Source organism: Dickeya lacustris, assembly GCF_029635795.1.
GTDB lineage: Bacteria > Pseudomonadota > Gammaproteobacteria > Enterobacterales > Enterobacteriaceae > Dickeya > Dickeya lacustris.
The window spans coordinates 608,840-628,850 of record NZ_CP114280.1; the positions used below are offsets into that span (position 1 = coordinate 608,840).

Consider the following 20,011-nt stretch of genomic DNA (forward strand, 5'->3'; position numbering starts at 1 on the left):
TTAGCGAAAACCCATCCTACGCACTCTCTTTTGGAAATGTCAGCCTGACCAACGTCCCGGCGCCGGGCTGACTTTCAATCACCACTTCGCCGCCCAGCATCCGTCCGCGCTCTTTCATGCTCATCAGGCCAAAGGCATGCGGTTTAGGGGTTCTGGCATCAAATCCTTTGCCGTTATCGCGCACACTCAGCACGATCAAACCCGCGTGATTCTCCAGCGTGATGACGACTCTGGTGGCATCGGCATAGCGCGCAATATTGGTCAACGATTCTTGCACCACCCGAAAGGCGGCGGTCGCACATTCGTCATTGAGCACCACTTCCGGCTCAGGCGCCAATAACAGGCATGCGCAGTGATACTGACGAATAAATTCATCACGCAGCCACTCCAGCGCCGGGGTCAGCCCCATATCCAGCACATTAGGGCGCAAGCGCGTCGCGACGTTTCTCACCACCTGGATGGTTTTATCGGATAACGACATTAAATTCTGTAATTGCGTCATCATATGAGGGTTGTCGCGGCCAAACTGCATGCGCATCAGCGACAGGCTCATGCGCATAGACGTCAGGTGCTGGCCCAGCTCATCGTGAATTTCGCGGGCAATGTGTTTGCGCTCCTCTTCACGCGAAATCTCGCGCTGGCGCGCCAACAGCCGCAATTGCATATGTGAATGCTCGAGCTTTTTTTCCGCGTAGCGCATCGCGGTAATGTCGCGCCCGACGGTGAGAATCGAGGTCAACCGGCCATTTTGATCGAACTCCGGCACACAGCGAATATGGTGGATAACCCGATGGCGCTCCTCCGTCATGCCGATGTCCTCTTCCAGCTCGCCTTCAATACTGCTGTGCGTAGCCACGACCTGTTGAACCAATTGCAGGATGCGTTGGGCACAGCGTGCCTGGGGCAGCAAATCGGTCAACCGTCGCCCGCGCAGTTGCTCGGCGGTAAAATGCAGATGGGCTAACGTCGCCGGGTTGGCGTATTGGCAATTGAGCTGTGGGTCAAAGCGCACGATCAAGTCTGGGGTATTTTCGACCAACGCGCGAAACTCCTGCTCGCGCGCATAGGCTAACTGTTCAATACGCTTACGCTCACGAATATCTCTGACGACGCACATACTGTATTTTCGTCCTTTGTGTCTGAAATGATTCACGCTGACTTCAACCGGAAAAATCACCCCCAGACGGGTTTGATGGCGGGTTTCAAAGGTAAGTCCACGCGTCCAGGCGCGTTGATCACGCCAGTGGCGATGGGTTTCATCCTTTTCCCAACCGGGGTCGATGTCCCGCATACGCATTCGGCGAAACTCACAGCGGCGGTACCCCAACACCCGGCACGCCTCATCATTGGCATAGCAAAACTGTTCAGTATCATTAACAATATAAATGGCATCTTTAATACGACTAAAAGCAAAATCCACCAGGCCCAGCGGCGGGACATCATCGGCAGGCTGGGGTTGTGGTGCGGTATATAACATTGCCATCTCCTTGCTCGTGCTAAAGCCTGCCGACAGCATGAGCATGGGATGTCGGCAGCAGAAAGGAACAGTCGCAGATGTCGCCTTCGCAGGCAGATGACCTGCGACCCTGTAAGGCGGCATGCCGCCAAAAACTGACTGACAGGTTGCTGCGCCTGCGCATCCTACGGCGAAGGCACCCTTCCTGGGCATGGCAATATAAGCGGGCCTGCGTATCGACACGCAATACGCAGACATACGACTTACGCATCGACAGGCTTATTCATCGACAGACTGACTTATCGACAGACTTACGCATCGACGGCCTGACGCAAATACCCTCGCGCCCGGGAAAGGCGCGAACGAACCGTGCCGATAGGGATGTTGAGCTGCTCGGCAATCTCCTGATAGCTGACGTCGGCATCCAGCAACATCATCAACATTTTTCGCGTCTCCTCCGGCAAGTGCTTACTGGCATGCAGGGCGCGCTTGAGCGAGTGATCGCACTCGGTTATCCGGCTTGGGTCGATATCGGTAGACAACACCTCAGCCACTTCCGGCGCCTCATCGCTGATGTCATGAAAGCGATGACGGGACTGCTTGAAATGGTTGCGCACCAGATTCAGGGCAATACCAAACACCCAGGTTTCCGGGCGTGACGCTCCGGCAAATTTTTCACGGTTTTTCAGCACTTCCAGATAGGTCATCTGCTGTAAATCTTCCACATCCTCACGGTTCGATACCCGTTTACGGATGAAATTTTGCAGCCGCTTGCCATGCAGGCGGAAAACCTGCTCCCAGTCCACGGTATTGACAGGGGTATGAATCTGATACGAATCCATTTGTTTCAGCGCAACAGTGTCCATTTCATTCACTCTCCATCGTGGTGCCCCAATTGGCGCATCAAGGAGAGCAAAGGCTGTGCCAGCCGCTGAAAACAAAATAACTACATGTTTTTATAGGTTTTATTTTTTAAGGGGCGCGCATATTACGCCACTTTTTGCCGTAAAAAAACGGCCCGGATTGCAATCTTTTGCAATTGAGATCCTGCTAATCATTTTCAGCAATCATAGTTGTTAAAGGTTATAAATTATTGAAGGTTATCGTTTGTTTTCGAGAGGTCTTCTTTGATGGGAACCCGCTTCATGGTCTTGCCACATAACAGCACACCGTTAAAGCAGAGGCTGCATCAGGCAGGACAGGATCATGATCTCTCTCAATACCGTCTCTCCCTTACTCAATACCGGCAGCAGTACAACTGCCAACGACATTGACGAACAAGAACCGACCTCATCGACGGTCAGCACCAGCGCGCCCTCCTCTTCTCACGACAAGGCGCTGAATGATGCCATGGAGGAAGTCACCGCCAGTTTCGGTGAACAGATCGAGCGCAAAAGCAAGGCGATCAACCGGCGTCAAATCAACCAACCGCAGAGCCGGATGTTGGCCAACATTGAGCGCATTGAAAAACTCACTGAACTGTTTCAGTTACTGGAGAACCCCAAACACCCGACGCTCGACCAGCAAATCCGCCACATGCAGGCGATGCTGGGGCAAGCCACACCGCCATCGCTGGAGGCGATTCTCCAGGCGGCGGGCGGTGATGCCGCACGCAGCGATATTGTGTTGCGCCATGTGATTCATCAGGCGCAGCAGCAACAAGACACCCAACTGACCCACGCCGCGACGCAGAGCCTGAACCAATTACATCAGGAAAAAGGCCCCGATGTGCGCGCGGGCCTGAACACCGCCGAAGCCATTTCGCTGTTTAGCACCGACCCGAACCAGAAGCAGGCGCTGCGTGAGCTCTACTATCAACGTATTGTTCATCAGCAATCCCCCAGCGCGCTGCTCGATGCGCTGCTAGAACGCTTTGACGCACCGCATTTTGCCGCCGGCCTGCGTACCTTACAGCGGGCGCTGGCCGCCGATATCGCCTCGCTGGCACCGTCGATTGCCAAAAGCGCGCTGACGAAAATGCTCACTGGCCTGAATGACTCTCGTCAACTGAGCCATACGCTCTCGGCCAGCCAGACCTTGCTTTCACGGCTCGCGACAAAAATGCCTGAGTGTACACTCAGCGCCGTGGAGCTGACCCGCCGCTTGATTGGCCTGAGCGCCAATGGCGCTTATGCCCGTGACCTGCACAATCTGGGGCGTGAAGTGGCCGGGCAGGATGTGCAGCGCCAGCAGTGGTTTTTTAACGGCTTGCTGCCCCTGGTCAACGATTTACCGCATCCATTATGGCGTGATGCCAAAAACCGCCTGACCGCGTTACAGCTGATTCGCGGGTTGATTGGCGATCTCGCGCGTTATGAAAAGCAGCAAGATGCCTCGTCGCCGGTAACGGCGCGCTCGCAGTACGGAGGATGACCTATGGCCGTGCTGATAGTCTGGCTGAACCGTTTTGCCATGAGCGCGATGCAACGCTCAGAGGTGGTGGGCGCGGTGATCGTTATGGCGATCGTGTTCATGATGATAATCCCGCTGCCCACCGACCTGATTGACGTGCTGATCGCCTTTAACATTTGCCTCTCGTCACTGTTGATTGTGCTGGCGATGTACCTGCCCAAACCTCTGGCGTTCTCGACCTTTCCGGCAGTGCTGTTGCTGACCACCATGTTTCGGCTGGCCTTGTCGATCTCCACCACCCGGCAAATCTTGCTGCAACAAGACGCCGGGCATGTGGTGGAAGCCTTCGGCAACTTCGTGGTGGGCGGCAATCTGGCGGTGGGGCTGGTCATCTTCCTGATCCTGACGGTGGTGAACTTTCTGGTTATCACCAAAGGCTCCGAGCGCGTCGCCGAAGTCGCCGCGCGCTTTACCCTTGATGCCATGCCCGGCAAACAAATGTCTATCGACAGTGACCTGCGCGCCGGGTTGATCGATGCCCAGCAAGCCCGTCAGCGGCGTGAAAATCTCGCCAAAGAGAGTCAGTTGTTCGGCGCGATGGACGGCGCGATGAAATTCGTCAAAGGCGATGCCATCGCAAGCCTGGTGATCGTCTTTATCAACATGATAGGCGGCTTCGCCATCGGTGTGCTGCAAAACGGCATGGCTGCCGGTGACGCGATGCACATTTACTCGGTACTGACTATCGGCGACGGCCTGATTGCCCAGATCCCGGCGCTGCTGATTTCGCTGACCGCCGGGATGATAATCACCCGTGTCTCCGCCGACGGCCAGAAAATGGATAACAATATTGGCCGGGAAATTGCCGAGCAATTAACCAGCCAGCCCAAAGCCTGGATAATCTCCTCGGTGGGCATGTTCGGCTTCGCGCTGCTGCCCGGTATGCCTACGCTGGTGTTTTTGATAATCAGCCTGCTGTCCCTTGGCAGCGGCCTGTTTCAACTGTGGCGCGCCAAACAAACGGGATTACAAGACGCCCTGCTCGATGGCGACGGTTTACCCGCCGAACAAAACGGTTATCAGGATCTGCGCCGCTTCAACCCCACCCGCGCCTACCTGTTACAGTTCAATACCCTCTGGCAGAACACCACGCTCGCCGCCGCGCTGGTACAGGATATCCGCCGTCTGCGCAACCGGCTGGTCTATCACTTCGGTTTCACGCTGCCGTCATTTGATATCGAATTCAGCCCGACGGTTCCCGAAGATGAATTCCGCTTTTGCGTTTACGAAATCCCGCAATTGCGCGCCAGTTTCGGCATTGCGATGCAGGCCGTTGCCCGCAGTCAGGTGCCGCCGGACAGCGCCGACGACGGCCAGATCCCCGGTTTGTCGAGCCGTGACGAGCAGCATTTGCTCTGGCTGACGCCGGAGCACCCGCTCTTGCAGCAAGCGGAACTGACAACCTGGCAGCCCGATGCGCTCATCCTCGCGCGGATGGAAAACGCCATTCATCGCAGCGGGGCGCAGTTCATCGGCCTACAGGAAACCAAATCCATTCTTGCCTGGCTTGAAAGCGAGCAACCGGAGCTGGCGCAGGAGCTACAGCGCATTATGCCGCTGTCTCGTTTTGCCAGCGTGTTACAGCGTCTCGCGTCTGAGCGCGTGCCATTACGTTCCGTGCGCCCCATCGCGGAGGCATTGATAGACGTCGGCCAGCATGAGCGCGACATCAATGCCCTGACTGACTACGTCAGGCTGGCGCTCAAAGCCCAGATTTGCCACCAGTACACGCAGGACGACAGCCTCACCGTCTGGCTACTGACGCCAGAAACCGAAGAGTTGCTGCGCGATGCGCTGCGCCAGACACAGAGCGACGTCTTTTTTGCGCTCTCTCAGGAGTATGCCGCCGCCCTGCTCACACAGCTTCGACGCGCGTTCCCGCCCATGACGTCGCTGCACGCGCTGATGTTGGTGGCGCAAGACCTGCGCAGCCCGCTGCGCATTCTGCTGCAAGATGAGTTCCACCATGTGCCGGTGCTGTCCTTTACCGAACTGGAGTCGCATCTGGCGATTAACGTCGCCGGTCGCATTGACCTGCATGACCCCTTTCACGCCTGACACGCGAAGCGCATCGCCATGGAAAGCAATATAAAAACATAGAAAACAAAAAGATAAAAAACAACAAACACAGAAATGACCACACAGAAAACGGCGATGCAAAAAGTTGCACGCCCCCGATACACCGTTAACACACAGGATAAAGCAACATGTTTGAGCTACGTGTTCTGACCGGATTACACCGTGGTGCCGCGCTGCCACTGAGCGGAACGGCATGGCGCATCGGCTGCGCTGACGAGGCGGATATGGTGCTGTATGACCCCGGCATCCGCGACCAGCACGGCCTGCTGGAAAAACACGCGCAGGGCTGGCAACTGTCCCCGCTCGATGGTGTCATCAGTAATAGCGAAGGGCATACGCTGACCGAGCCGCTGCTGATTCAGCCCGGCACGCCGTTTGCCGCTGGCGGCATCTGGCTGTGCGTGGTCAGTGCCGATACCCCGTGGCAGGATGAAGACACCGCCGCCTCCCCGACGGAGACACCGCCGCAGAGCGCGCCTGAACGCCCGGCCGAACCTGATACGCCAAGCCTGGTTGCGCCGCCATCCCCCGCGCCGTGCCGTGCTAAGGCGCGCCTGCCGCTGTGGGCCAAATTTTGCTACCTGCTATTGGGCATGTTGCTGTTTGTTATTTTTGGCAGCTGGATGTTGCAGGAAACGGCAGCGATGCCATCCGCGCCCGCGCCGCAGGACAATCGCCTGCCGCTCGGCACCCCGGCGCAATTAAGCAGCACACTACAAACCATGCTGGCCGAGCGCGAGCTGGAGCCGCTGGTCAGCGCGCGTCAGGAGCATGACCGGGTGGTATTGAGCGGGGAATTGCCCGCGCTGCAACACACCCGGCTGGCGCGCATGCTGGTGCAGTTTCATCAACGCTATGTCACCGCGCTACAAGTCGAGAACCGCACCACGGTAAAAAATGAATCGTTGCCGTTTCAGATAGTGCAAGTCACCAGCGGGCCGCGCGCTAACGTCGTCACCTCGGACGGGCGGCGCATTTTCGTCGGCGACGAAGTGGACAACCTGCGCCTGGTGAGCATCAACGACAGCCAGATAGAGTTTCGCGGCAAACAGCAAATCAAGGTGAACTGGTGATGATGACCTCAGCCACTTCAGACGATCGCTATCCGCAACTAGCGCACTGGCTTGCACAACAGCGGCGGCGGCTGGCCGCTTACTCGCCGGTAACGCGACAGGGGCGCATCGTCGGCATCAGCGGGATTTTACTGGAATCCAGCCTGCCCAATGCCCGCATTGGCGACCTGTGTCTGGTGTCACGCCATGATGAGGCGCAGGTATTGGCGGAAATTGTCGGGTTTAACCAAGACAACACCTATTCTATCCGCGCTCGGGGCGCTTGACGGCATCGCCCAGGGCGCGCTTGTCACCCCGCTTTATCAACCGCACTGCGTACAGGTGTCGGATGCGCTGTTTGGCAGCGTGCTTGACGGGTTTGGCCGCCCGCTTGAGGCGGGCGGGCAGAGCGCATTTGTTGAGCCAGGCACGCTGGCTGACAACCCGATACCGGTCATTGGCGATGCGCCGCCGCCCACCGAACGCCCGCGTATTACCCTGCCGTTACCGACCGGCATGCGGGCGATTGACGGTTTATTGACGCTGGGCTGCGGCCAGCGGGTTGGCGTGTTTGCCGGTGCGGGCTGCGGTAAAACCACACTGCTGGCGGAGCTGGCGCGCAACACGCCGTGCGATGCGATTGTGTTTGGTCTTATTGGCGAACGTGGCCGTGAGCTGCGCGAATTTCTCGACCACGAGCTCGATGATGAACTGCGCCAGCGCACCGTTCTGGTGTGTTCAACCTCAGATCGCAGCAGCATGGAGCGCGCCCGCGCCGCCTTTACCGCCACGGCGATTGCCGAAGCGTTTCGCGCCGCCGGGAAACAGGTGCTGCTGATTATCGACTCCTTGACCCGTTTTGCCCGCGCCCAGCGCGAAATCGGCCTGGCGCTGGGCGAACCGCAGGGACGGGGCGGCCTGCCGCCCTCTGTCTATACGTTGCTGCCTCGTCTGGTGGAGCGCGCCGGGCAAACCCGTCAGGGTGCCATTACCGCGCTCTACTCCGTTCTCATCGAGCAGGACTCCATGAACGACCCGGTGGCCGATGAAGTGCGCTCGTTGATTGACGGCCACATCGTATTGTCGCGCAGGCTGGCCGAACGTAACCACTACCCGGCCATTGATGTGTTGATGAGCCTGAGCCGCACCATGAGCAGCGTGGTTGAGCGCGGCCACACCCAGCATGCCAACGCCGTGCGCCGCCTGATGGCCGCCTATAAACAGGTCGAGATGTTAATCCGACTCGGTGAATACCAGCCGGGGCACGATGCGTTTACCGATGCCGCCGTCCGCGCCAATGACGACATCAACCGTTTCTTACAGCAAGCGATGCGCGAGCCGCAATCGTTCGACCAGATTCAATTACAACTGGCCGAGGTGAGTCAGCATGCCAGCCTCTAATTCCACCCAACCGGTAGTGAACATGGAAGACGAACAGCCCGACAGCCGCGTGCTGGAATTACAGCTGGTTGTCAATGCGCTGTTGCCGATTCGCCGCCAGCGTTTAAGCCGCGCTGAACGCCATTGGCGTGAAACCGAGCAACGCCTGCAACACACCGAAGCGGCGCTGGCGCAGCAACAGGCCCGGTTGACGCAAATGAAAAACGACTGGCAACAGCAGCGGGCGTTTTTTTTACACGAAGCGCTGGGTAAGACACAAACGCTGGAGTCGCTCAAAAATCAGCTTGAGCAGGAACAACAGCAGATTCGCCAGATACAGGCGCAAGTGCTGCTGTGTACCGATTGGCAACAACAGTGCCTGCACTGGCGGCAACAGGCCAGCGACGCGCGCGACGCCGTGCGCGTGTGCCAAAAAGCCGTTGAGAAACTGGAATATCTGTTCACGACTTATCAGGAGGCTATATGACCCCACCGCTGCCCGCAGCCCAGGATACCGCGCTATCAACCCCGTCCCTGCTGACGCCGGATGAGCCATCCGCATTCGCCGATTACCGTGACGCGCCGTTCTGGACGCTACTGGACGACACCGACGACATGCCCGCGTTTCCCGATAGCAGTTGGCTGCCGTTCGGCCCGCCGCTGGCGCTGCATCCCCTGTTGCCTGACGAGGCGTTGTCCGCCGCAGAGCAAGCGGAGCCCGCGCTACCCGCGTGCTGGCCTGCGCTGGCGTCCTCACTGACAGAAATGCCGATGCTGCGCCCCGGCGAACCGCTCTCTTTTAGCCTGCAATTGCCGCAGTTAGGTCATGTCGATGTCCGCATGTTGACCCGACCGGCCCAAGGCTGGGAGGTATCGCTGCGCTTTGGCAAACGCGCGTATGAACAGCTGAAAGGCCAGCGTGACGACTGCCGCCGTTCGCTGGCGGGCACCCTGCGCGCCCCGGTTTTGCTGCAATTTGACAGCCGCGAGGACGACGAATGATGGCTCAGGAAAGCAAACCCTTCACACCGCGCCGGGTCAGCCGCAGTCAGGCTTGCCTGTCTCGTCAACTGGCCATGCCTCAGCGCTTTGCTTTTCTGCGTGATAACGAACCGGGAGAATTGCACTTACGCTTGCTGCCCCCGCTGCCCCCGCCCGCAGAAGAGACGATCAGCGCCTGGTCTTGCCAGGCCGGGTTACTCTTTCTGGAGCAGGCCGGGCCGCTGTTATCGATGCTGGGCACTTGCCCGGCCATCGTGCCGTCATCCGCCGCAGAAACGCAGGACGCGCACGGGTATTGGGCGCTGTATAACCACTATCTCAGCCCACAATTACGCGACTGGCTGGGCGAGATTCGCCCGGCAAGCGGGCACCACTGCGGGATACCGGCGAACGCACTGACGCTGTGGTTAACCGTCTCGTGTGGCGGCCAGCATCTCGGCTGCCGCCTGTGGGCCAGTGCCGATACGCTACAACAGTGGCTGGCTGCCCCCGGCTGGCAACACACTTACGCGCCGCTGCCCGGCCATTTGGCGATACGTTTGCCATTGACGCTGGCAGAGGTGACGTTGTCACACGAAAACCTTCAGTCCCTGGAACCGGGTGATGTGATTTGCCCACTCAAAGCGTACTTCTCGGTACACGGCAACGGCAGCATAACGCTGGCTGGCTGGCGACTGAGCGGGCAGCTCACCCTCGATGGGCTGGCCCCTTACCGGTTTACCGTGACAGCACTGGAGGAATGCCCTGTGACAACCCCATTTGATGACCCATCCGATTTTACTGATTTCCCTTCAGCCAGCGCGCCATACGCGATGGCGGACGAGGCCCCCGACGGTTCAAGCCACGCCGCTCACAGCGGATATGTCGCCGCGCTAGCGCCGCTCTCTTTGGCGTTAACGGTGCGCTGCGGCTACCTGACGCTGACGCTACAGGATTTGCAGCAATTGGCCCCCGGTTCGGTGCTCATACTGCAACAGGCGCTGCCCGGCGAAGCCGCCTTATACCACGGCGAGCAGCCGCTGGCGCACGGCGAACTGGTCGAGGTGGAAGGCCGTCTCGCACTTCAGATAACACGCAGTCTCAGCTCGGTGGTCTGCGCCCCTTATCAGGCCCCTGCATCATGACCGCCGGAGGTTTTGATCCGGTGATGTTTGCCCTGTTTCTGGGCTCGCTGTCGCTGATCCCGCTGATGATGATTATCTGCACCTGTTTTTTGAAGATCTCAATGGTGCTGATTATCACCCGTAATGCCATCGGGGTGCAGCAGGTGCCGCCGAATATGGCGCTGTATGGCATCGCACTGGCCGCCACACTGTTTGTCATGGCACCGGTGTTTAGCGACATCAAACAGCGCTTTCAGGATAACCCGGTGAATTTCAGCAATCTGGATGCGCTGGAAAGCAGCGTGAGCAAAGGCATTGAGCCGCTACAGAAATTTATGTCACGCAATACCGACCCGGACATCCTCACCCACTTGCATGAGAACAGCCTGCGTATGTGGCCTGCGGCGATGGCGGAGAAAGTCACCACGCAAAACGTGTTGCTGGTGTTGCCTGCCTACGTGCTTTCCGAATTGCAGGCTGGGTTCAAAATCGGCTTTTTGATTTATATCCCGTTCATCGTTATTGACCTGATTGTCTCAAACGTCCTGTTGGCGCTGGGGATGCAAATGGTCGCACCCACCACGTTATCACTGCCGCTCAAAATGCTGCTGTTCGTGCTGGTCAACGGCTGGACACGCCTGCTCGATGGGCTGTTCTACAGTTATCTGTGAGGTTGCCATGGAAACCCTGAGTTTATTTCGACAAGCGATGGTACTGGTGGTGATGCTCTCCGCCCCGCCGCTGCTGGTGGCGGTGATTGTCGGCGTGCTCATCTCGCTGTTGCAGGCGGTGATGCAGTTACAAGACCAAACGCTGCCCTTTGCCGTGAAACTGGTGGCGGTAGGCCTGGCGCTGGCGATGACCGGGCGCTGGATTGGCGTGGAACTTATCCAGTTGACCATGCTCGCGTTTAATATGATTGAACAGACCCGGGCGTGACTCAGCATGCTTTCTCTGGCCAGCATCCAGCAACTGTATGATTTTATTTATGCCATGACCCTGGGGGTGGCGCGGCTGTACCCGTGCCTGTTTCTGGTGCCGCTGTTTTCGTTCTCCATTCTTAAAGGCATGCTGCGCAATGCGGTGGTATTGGCGCTGGCGCTGGTGCCCGCCAGCGCCATTCAGCAACAGTTGTTAACCACCCCGCTCACCTGGCCGATGCTGCCCGCGCTGCTGCTTAAAGAAGCGTTGATCGGCCTGCTGCTGGGCGTGGTGCTGGCGATGCCGTTTTGGTTGTTCGAATCCGTCGGCGCACTGTTTGATAACCAGCGCGGCGCGCTGACCGGCGGCCAGCTTAATCCGGCGCTCGGCAGCGATGCCACGCCGCTCGGTCACATGCTAAAAGAGCTGTTTATGATGATGCTGGTGATGACCATCGGCTTTTCCGGCATGACCCAACTGGTGTGGGACAGCTACCAGCTCTGGCCAGCGCTGACCTGGTTGCCGCCGTTATCCGAGCTGGGTTTTCATACTTACCTTGACCTGCTCAAAGGCACCTTTCGCCACATGATTGTCTATGCCGGGCCGTTAGTGGCGCTGCTGTTACTGCTGGAGTTCAGTATTGCCATTCTCAGTCTCTACAGCCCGCAATTACAGGTTTATGTGTTATCCACACCCGCTAAGTGCCTGGCGGGTATGGCCTTCTTTGTGCTTTACATGCCGGTATTACAGTTTCTTGGCGAAGGTCGCCTAAAGGCGCTGGCCGACCTAAAACCACTGTTCGCGCTGTTTTTCCAGACCGCCCCATCCCCCTGAGTTGCCAACCGTGAGGGTACGCCCGTGAGCGAAAAAACCGAAAAACCGACGCCGAAAAAATTGCAGGATGCGCGTAAAAAAGGGGAAGTCGGGCAGAGTCAGGACGTGCCGAAACTGCTGATAAGTTTCGCCCTGCTGGAGATGATCATCGCATTAAGCGAGAGCGGAATGAGCAAGTTGCAGGCGTTGATGCAACTGCCCCTGAGCCGCATCAGCGACCCCTTCGGTCATGCCGCCGATGAGGTGTTCAGCGCTGCGCTGACACTGCTGGCCACCTTTTGTCTGCTGACCATCAGCCTCGCGCTGTTGATGCGTATCGTCGGCGGCTGGATTCAGTACGGCCCGCTGTTCGCCGTCGATGCGCTCCAGCTTGACTTTAACCGTTTAAACCCGGTCAACCAGATAAAGCAAATGTTCAGTATGCGTAAGCTGACCGATATGTTGACCAATCTGCTCAAGGCCTCCGCTATCGGCGTGGTGTTCTGGCTGGTGGTGGTGCCACAGTTGGAATGGTTGGTGGAGTTGGCGTATGGCGATTTGAATGCGTTTTGGCAAGGTGTGGAAACGGTGTTTAAAAGCGTCTCTCGCACCACGCTTGGCGCGCTGCTGGCGCTGGGGGTGCTCGATTTTGGCTTGCAGAAATACTATTTCCTCAAACAGCAACGCATGAGCCATGAAGATATTCGCAACGAATACAAGAACTCGGAAGGCGACCCGCACATGAAAGGCCACCGCAAAGCGCTGGCGCAGGAAATTCTCAATGAACCGGCCAGCCCGCGTAAAGCCCGCGTAGACGAGGCCGATTTACTGCTGGTTAACCCAACGCACTACGCCGTGGCGCTGTTCTACCGCCCCGGCAAAACGCCGCTGCCGCGCATCCTGCTAAAAGGCGAAGACGAACAGGCAAAAGCCCTTATCGCGCGGGCTCATGAGGTTGGCATACCGGTTATCCGCTTTATCTGGCTGACCCGCACGCTCTACCGCATGCCTGAAGGCCACTATATTCCACGCGAAACGCTGCAACCGGTGGCGCAGGTCTACCGGGTGTTACGTCAACTTGATAGCAGCCTGCCGCCCAAAGAGGTCATTGAGCTGGATGAGATGAAATGAGATGAGATGAGATGAGATGAGATGAGATGAGATGAGATGAAATACAATGAATGAAAGAAGAAAAATAATAGGATTTAATCCTAATCAATGACGCTGACATCAACGACCGTGGTTACGTAAAGAAGGTTACGTAAAGAAAATGTCACCGCCGTTAAAAATCGTTTCAATATAGGGCTGCACCTGCGTTAAATATTTGCTATTACACGCGTATTCTCTTTTTACGGATAAAAATGCAGCCATGTTTAAATCGTTTTTTCCCCAGCCGAAACTGTTTTTCTCTTCCGCCTTATTGTGGTCACTGATTGCGGTCATTTTCTGGTATAGCACCTACAAACCGCTCGGCGAGTCGCTGTTTCACATCGAGCCGACGCTGCCGCAGGGGGCAATCCGGTTCATCTCTCCGGCTTTTTTATGGTTTTACAGCTATTACGTGCTCTGTGTCGGCCTGTTCAGCGCGCTCTGGGCCTGGTTGCGCCCGCACCCGTGGCAACGCTGGTCGATTCTCGGTACGGCGCTGATTATTTTTGTCACCTATTTTTCGGTGGAAGTCGGCGTGGCGGTGAACGACTGGTATGTGCCATTTTACGATTTGATTCAAAAAGCGCTCAGTAGCCCGAATGCCGTGACTATTGAGGCGTTTTATCAGCAGTTGCTGATTTTCCTCGGTATCGCGCTGACCGCTGTCACCATCGGCGTGCTGAATATGTTTTTCGTCAGCCACTATGTGTTTCGCTGGCGTACCGCCATGAACGATTACTACACCGGGCACTGGCAGCAGTTACGCCATATCGAAGGGGCCGCGCAGCGTATTCAGGAGGACACCATGCGTTTTGCCTCAACCATCGAGAGCCTTGGCGTCGATTTAGTGAAATCACTGATGACGTTGATTGCCTTTTTACCGGTACTGGTCAGCCTCTCATCCCATGTCAAATCCTTGCCATTGCTTGGCGAGATACCTTACGGGCTGGTCATTGCCGCGCTGATTTGGTCGCTGTTAGGCACCGGCGTTCTGGCGTTAATCGGTATCAAACTGCCGGGGCTCGGGTTTAACAATCAGCGGGTGGAAGCCGCTTACCGTAAAGAGCTGGTGTACGGCGAGGACGATGGCAGCCGCGCCACCCCGCCAACCTTAACGGCGCTGTTTACCCATGTGCGCAAAAACTATTTTCGCCTCTATTTTCACTACACCTATTTCAATATTGCCCGGGTGCTCTATCTGCAAAGCGACAATGTGTTCGGTATTGTCATGCTTCTGCCCTCTATCGTGGCAGGCAGCCTGACGCTTGGCCTGATGACGCAAATCACCAATGTGTTTGATCAGGTGCGCAGCTCTTTTCAATACCTGATTAACTCCTGGACCATCATTGTCGAGATGCTGTCTATCTATAAACGTCTACGCAGTTTTGAATCAGCGATTCATGAACAACCGCTGGCCCACGACACCACGGAAACCACAGCGCATAAGGAATAATCCAACGCGCTTTCTGCGTTGTCTTATCAGGCAACGCAGAATCAGCGCGGCGTCTGCGTCATCACGACATGAATAGACCGCGTATTTGCCCCTTTTTCGACGAATCAACTCGTCATGCGTCGATGATTTCCTCATCCGAGATAAAATGAAAAAATATGATTTATTACGACAATCTAAAAATAATTTTTTGAATAAGTAATGAGAAAAAATGACAGCAATGCGCTATATCACTAGTACATGAAAACAATTCAGGGCTAAAAAGGAGAATAAAAAATAAGCAAGAAATAATCTGGAATAAAGAACGTAAATAGTTTGTTATTTCATTATTTTACCGCCCATTCCCACATCTGAAAAATGTGATAACATTCACACGTTTTTCTCTGCGCTGAAAAAACCATCTCTTATTTTTGCAATAACACGGACGTTAACAGATGGTTAGCCTCTGTTGACTTTGACTCGTCAACGCACTTAGCCCTATAGGAATCGCTGAATGACTACAATTCTTAATAGTTATAACAACCTGAATGTCGGCATAAAACTGGCAATCGGTTTTGGACTGATTTTACTTATGTCCACTTTCATTATGCTATCAGGCGTAAATGGCTTTCGTAATATTGATGCATTTGTCAATAAATCGATTATCAGTAATGACATTAATAACAATTTGAATGAGGCCAGACGCGCCCGCCTCACGTTTCAATATACTCACGATTACACCGCAATTAATAAAGTCGGCGACCTGATGACCAAGGTCGGCCAGTCACTGGAGCAGGCGCATCAGCTCTCGTGGCGTTCGGAATCAAAGCAATTACTCGATCAATTAAGTAATAGCTATAAGGATTACCTTCCTGCTCGCGAAGCGTTAATCAAAGCCAGCCAACAACGCGATACCATCGCGCTAAAACTGAACAGAAATAACAGTGCCGATGTTATTACGCTATTACGTTCTCAGCTAAATGGCACCACGCTGACGCCGGAATTAAGAAGCGAATTTGTTCTCCTCTCGGAACAACTGTCCGAGGCCCGTGATTTAGCGCATGAATTGCTGGTGAATCCGACGGCGCAATCCGAAGCCAACCTTCGTACTGCGCTCGGTAACATGAAAAGTGCATTCAGTCAGTCATTAAGCAAATTTTCGCCTGAGCAGCAAGGACAGCTAAACCAGGCCTTACAATTCTTCTCCGCCTACACCGGTTATATTGATAGTTACATGAAGTCCGTACAGGATGAAAATACCGCCGCCAAAACGATGTCAAACGCGGCGGCGACCATGGACAGTCTGTCTAACGATTTGTATCAGCGCCAGTTACCGCAAATCAGAGACACCACGATTGGCTCGCAATGGCAGTTGGTGATAACCGGTCTGGTGATTATCGCTCTCGGCATCCTGATGGCCTGGCGGATAACGTTACAGCTTACCCGCCCGTTACATCAGAGCCTGTCCATGGCCGAGAAAATCGCCAATGGCGACCTCTCCGCTTCCCTTGCCGTTTCGCGTAAAGATGAACTCGGTAAACTGATGAATGCCATGAATGACATGAGCATGAAGCTGCGCGACATGATTGGCTCGATTCGTGAAGGCGTCAGCAGCGTGGCCTCCGCCGCCTCCGAAATCGCCGCCGGTAATACCGACCTCTCCTCTCGCACCGAGCAGCAGTCCGCCGCCGTGGTCGAAACCGCCGCCAGCATGGAGCAGTTGACTTCCACCGTTAAACAAAACGCCGATAACGCCCATCACGCCTCACAACTGGCAGCCGATGCCTCAGCCAACGCCAGTAAAGGCGGTGCCATCGTCACCGACGTGGTCAAAACCATGAGCGATATCGCCGGCAGCTCCAAGCGTATTTCTGAAATTACCTCGGTGATTAACGGCATCGCGTTTCAGACTAACATTCTGGCACTGAATGCCGCCGTGGAAGCCGCCAGAGCCGGTGAGCAGGGGCGCGGTTTCGCCGTCGTCGCCGGTGAAGTGCGCAATCTCGCCCAGCGCAGCGCGCAAGCCGCCAAAGAGATTGAAACCCTGATTGGCGAATCGGTTTCCCGCGTCAACACCGGCTCCAGACTGGTCGAAAGCGCCGGTCAAACCATGGATGACATCATTCGCTCCATTTCGCACGTCCACGACATCATGGATGAGATAGCCTCCGCTTCTGATGAGCAGAGTCGCGGCATCAACCAGATTTCCGCCGCCGTCGCCGAAATGGATGCCACCACCCAGCAAAACGCCGCGCTGGTCGAAGAGTCGTCTGCCGCCGCCAACTCTCTTGAAGAGCAGTCCGTCACGCTGGCGCAGGCGGTTTCGGTGTTCCGGCTCGGCAATAGCGAAGACAACGCCGCCTCACGCCACCGCGCGGCCCCGATAAGCGCCGCGCGCAAGCCGCTGATGCTGGCGACCCGCGCACCTCAGGCTAAAGCGGCAAAAAGCCGCAGCGCAAACAGCAGTAAAGATGACTGGGAAGCCTTTTAATATTTATACCCGTCATATTTCATGTTGCAGGCGTGTTGGCTGCGCTCCTGCAACTCAAATTATTTTGGGTGTAGATTTTCATAAACTCTATTAATTGCCGCCCGCCTTAATTGGCGGGCATAACATTTTCTCGGCCATCGCTGCCCCTGCCAACACCATAAGTATTTGTTATTTTATCGCTCTATTGAATAGCACATCGGCGATAAAATCATTCATCATAAATACCTGTTAATAGCATAAAGACAGGAAATAAACCGCATGCAAGATATCAATACTAAACAGGTTCTAATTTATTAAAACGCTTTTAATTATCTCCCTTTCAAACGGCACTGTTACATTTCACCTCTTCGCGTTACAAGCGGGCAAACTCTGCTGCCCCCTCGCCACATTCCGGTTATTCCTCTGTCAATTAACGGCGTCATCAACAGAAAAACCACATTAGCTTTATTTATGTTTATGATGGAGTTATCATAGCTTTGAATGGTTAATTCGTTCAAAAAACAGCCACATCGTCATCATTGCCATCATGAAAAAACATCGACGGAAGACACAAATAATCGATTGGTGGCTGTATAGGGTCATAAATAAAATAATAAGAAAGGCACGTTATTGGATGCGTCCGCCACTGGCGGTTACTCAAGGACATTTTAAGCCGGTTTTTCACTCGTCATACCCATCACAATCAAAAGAAAAGGAAGGACTGATGAATACTGTTCTTGGCGCTTATAATAATTTTCGCGTTGGCGTAAAGCTCGCTATCGGATTTGGCCTGATATTACTGATGGCAGCGATCATCATGCTGTCAGGGATAAACGGCTTTCGCAATATTGATGCCTACTCAAAGAAATCGATTATCAGCAATAATGTTAATAGCTATCTGGAAGAAGCCCGCCGTGAGCGCGTGCGTTTTCAATATACCCATGATTATGCGGCCATCAATAAAAACGGCGAATTGCTTAATAAAATGGCCCGCGAGCTGGATACCGCGCAAACGCTAACCTGGGATGCCGACACCCGTGTGGTACTGGATAAAGTCATCCAAACCACCAAAGCCTATGCTCTCGCGCGGGAAAACCTGGTCGCAGCCAGCCAAAAACGCGATGCCGCAGCGCAAAAGCTCGATAACGACACCATCAACATCGCCATTGATAACCTGCATCAACAGTTTGATCGTGCGCCTTTATCCGCCGAGCTGCGCGTAGACTATTTAGCGCTGCGCGAGCGTTTCACCACGATCAGCAGCCTGGCGCATGAGTTAACGCTGACCCAGTCAGACAAAACCGAAGCCCGCCTGCGCAAAATGCTGGCCGACACCGGCACGCTCATCAACCAGTTGCTGCCGCGTTTTGCAAATGAGCAGCAAGATGGCTTAAACCGCGTCTGGCAGCAGTTTGTCACCTACAATGGCGATGTCACTCTCTACACGGCCGCTTATCAGGCCGAAATGAGTGCCGCACAGCGGATGACGGGCATTGCCAACACTCTTAATCAGGCGGTTGACCAGCTCTACCAGGCGCAATTGGTTAAAGTGTCCAATATCATCACACAGTCGCAGTACAGCCAGCTGTTTATCGGTATAGCGATTATCGTCGCCGGTATCCTGATGGCCTGGCGGATAACGTTACAGCTTACCCGCCCGTTACATCAGAGCCTGTCCATGGCCGAGAAAATCGCCAATGGCGACCTCTCCGCCTCCCTTGCCGTTTCGCGTAAAGATGAACTCGGTAAACTGATGAATGCCATGAATGACATGAGCATGAAGCTGCGCGACATGATTGGCTCGATTCGTGAAGGCGTCAGCAGCGTGGCCTCCGCCGCCTCCGAAATCGCCGCCGGTAATACCGACCTCTCCTCTCGCACCGAACAGCAGTCCGCCGCCGTGGTCGAAACCGCTGCCAGCATGGAGCAGTTGACCTCCACCGTTAAACAGAACGCCGATAATGCCCATCACGCCTCACAACTGGCGGCAGAAGCCTCGACCAACGCCAGTAAAGGCGGTGCCATCGTCACCGACGTGGTCAAAACCATGAGCGATATCGCTGGCAGCTCCAAACGGATTTCTGAAATCACCTCGGTGATTAACGGTATCGCGTTTCAGACTAACATTCTGGCACTGAATGCCGCCGTGGAAGCTGCCAGAGCCGGTGAGCAGGGGCGCGGTTTCGCCGTCGTCGCCGGTGAAGTGCGCAGTCTCGCCCAGCGCAGCGCGCAAGCCGCCAAAGAGATTGAAACCTTGATTGGCGAATCGGTTTCCCGCGTCAACACCGGCTCCAGACTGGTCGAAAGCGCCGGTCAAACCATGGATGACATCATTCGCTCCATTTCGCACGTCCACGACATCATGGATGAGATAGCCTCCGCTTCTGATGAACAGAGTCGCGGCATCAACCAGATTTCCGCCGCCGTCGCCGAAATGGATGCCACCACCCAGCAAAACGCCGCGCTGGTCGAAGAGTCGTCTGCCGCCGCCAACTCTCTTGAAGAGCAGTCCGTCACACTGGCGCAGGCAGTTTCGGTGTTCCGGCTCGGCAATAGCGAGGACAACGCCGCCTCACGCCACCGCGCGGCCCCGATAAGCGCCGCGCGCAAGCCGCTGATGCTGGCGAGCGAAACAAACAGCAAGCATGACTGGGAATCCTTCTAACGAGCGCAACATTAACTGGGTATAACATTAACTGGGTATATAACATTAACCGGACGCAAGGCTGCTGGGGGGCGTTGTAC

The 20,011-nt window shown here is 55.5% G+C and carries 15 protein-coding genes and 1 pseudogene; 14 read left to right on the forward strand and 2 right to left on the reverse strand.

Features of this window, described 5'->3' with window-relative positions:
• Positions 1-16: 16 nt before the first annotated feature.
• Both O1Q98_RS02735 and O1Q98_RS02740 read right to left on the reverse strand, forming a co-directional pair.
• The gene (locus tag O1Q98_RS02735; RefSeq protein ID WP_125259335.1) at positions 17-1,477 is read right to left on the reverse strand and encodes a PAS domain-containing sensor histidine kinase; all 1,461 of its coding nucleotides are present in this window, start codon (positions 1,475-1,477) and stop codon (positions 17-19) included.
• A gap of 290 nt (positions 1,478-1,767) precedes the next feature.
• Positions 1,768-2,322: an RNA polymerase sigma factor gene (locus O1Q98_RS02740; protein ID WP_125259334.1), complete on the reverse strand. Its 555-nt coding sequence runs from the start codon at positions 2,320-2,322 to the stop codon at positions 1,768-1,770.
• A 340-nt stretch (positions 2,323-2,662) separates the two neighbouring features.
• Between O1Q98_RS02740 and sctW the strand changes: the two genes are divergently transcribed.
• The 14 genes and pseudogenes from sctW (at position 2,663) to O1Q98_RS02810 (ending at position 19,931) form a co-directional block, all read left to right on the forward strand.
• Positions 2,663-3,829, forward strand: coding sequence for a type III secretion system gatekeeper subunit SctW (sctW, locus tag O1Q98_RS02745; RefSeq protein WP_125259333.1), 1,167 nt, complete (start codon positions 2,663-2,665; stop codon positions 3,827-3,829).
• Between the two features lie 3 nt (positions 3,830-3,832).
• On the forward strand, positions 3,833-5,926 hold the full coding sequence (sctV, locus tag O1Q98_RS02750; protein ID WP_125259332.1) for a type III secretion system export apparatus subunit SctV: 2,094 nt from the start codon (positions 3,833-3,835) through the stop codon (positions 5,924-5,926).
• Between the two features lie 149 nt (positions 5,927-6,075).
• Entirely contained in the window at positions 6,076-7,020 is a 945-nt protein-coding gene (locus O1Q98_RS02755; protein ID WP_125259331.1) for an FHA domain-containing protein, read from the forward strand.
• Positions 7,020-8,400: pseudogene (sctN, locus tag O1Q98_RS02760) on the forward strand (type III secretion system ATPase SctN). Before O1Q98_RS02755 ends, sctN begins: the two are co-directional and overlap by 1 nt.
• Positions 8,387-8,866, forward strand: coding sequence for a type III secretion protein (locus O1Q98_RS02765; protein ID WP_125259330.1), 480 nt, complete (start codon positions 8,387-8,389; stop codon positions 8,864-8,866). Before sctN ends, O1Q98_RS02765 begins: the two are co-directional and overlap by 14 nt.
• Positions 8,863-9,381 (forward strand): type III secretion system HrpP C-terminal domain-containing protein, encoded by a 519-nt coding sequence (locus tag O1Q98_RS02770; protein WP_125259329.1) that lies wholly within the window; start codon positions 8,863-8,865, stop codon positions 9,379-9,381. Before O1Q98_RS02765 ends, O1Q98_RS02770 begins: the two co-directional genes overlap by 4 nt.
• Positions 9,378-10,505, forward strand: coding sequence for a type III secretion system cytoplasmic ring protein SctQ (gene sctQ, locus O1Q98_RS02775; protein ID WP_240632749.1), 1,128 nt, complete (start codon positions 9,378-9,380; stop codon positions 10,503-10,505). The genes O1Q98_RS02770 and sctQ overlap by 4 nt, the downstream gene beginning before the upstream one ends.
• The gene (gene sctR / locus O1Q98_RS02780) at positions 10,502-11,155 is read left to right on the forward strand and encodes a type III secretion system export apparatus subunit SctR (protein ID WP_125259328.1); all 654 of its coding nucleotides are present in this window, start codon (positions 10,502-10,504) and stop codon (positions 11,153-11,155) included. Before sctQ ends, sctR begins: the two co-directional genes overlap by 4 nt.
• A 7-nt stretch (positions 11,156-11,162) precedes the next feature.
• Positions 11,163-11,423, forward strand: coding sequence for a type III secretion system export apparatus subunit SctS (sctS, locus tag O1Q98_RS02785; protein ID WP_125259327.1), 261 nt, complete (start codon positions 11,163-11,165; stop codon positions 11,421-11,423).
• Between the two features lie 6 nt (positions 11,424-11,429).
• Positions 11,430-12,239, forward strand: a complete 810-nt coding sequence (gene sctT, locus O1Q98_RS02790) for a type III secretion system export apparatus subunit SctT (RefSeq protein ID WP_125259326.1) — start codon at positions 11,430-11,432, stop codon at positions 12,237-12,239.
• Between the two features lie 24 nt (positions 12,240-12,263).
• Positions 12,264-13,349 carry a type III secretion system export apparatus subunit SctU gene (gene sctU, locus O1Q98_RS02795; RefSeq protein WP_125259325.1) on the forward strand — a complete coding sequence of 362 codons (1,086 nt, stop codon included), beginning with the start codon at positions 12,264-12,266 and terminating at the stop codon, positions 13,347-13,349.
• 238 nt (positions 13,350-13,587) lie between these two features.
• Positions 13,588-14,820: a peptide antibiotic transporter SbmA gene (gene sbmA / locus O1Q98_RS02800; RefSeq protein WP_125259324.1), complete on the forward strand. Its 1,233-nt coding sequence runs from the start codon at positions 13,588-13,590 to the stop codon at positions 14,818-14,820.
• 490 nt (positions 14,821-15,310) lie between these two features.
• A complete protein-coding gene (locus O1Q98_RS02805; RefSeq protein WP_125259323.1) occupies positions 15,311-17,287 on the forward strand; it encodes a methyl-accepting chemotaxis protein in 1,977 nt (658 codons plus the stop codon).
• Positions 17,288-17,990: 703 nt separating this feature from the next.
• Positions 17,991-19,931, forward strand: coding sequence for a methyl-accepting chemotaxis protein (locus O1Q98_RS02810; protein WP_125259322.1), 1,941 nt, complete (start codon positions 17,991-17,993; stop codon positions 19,929-19,931).
• Positions 19,932-20,011: the final 80 nt, after the last annotated feature.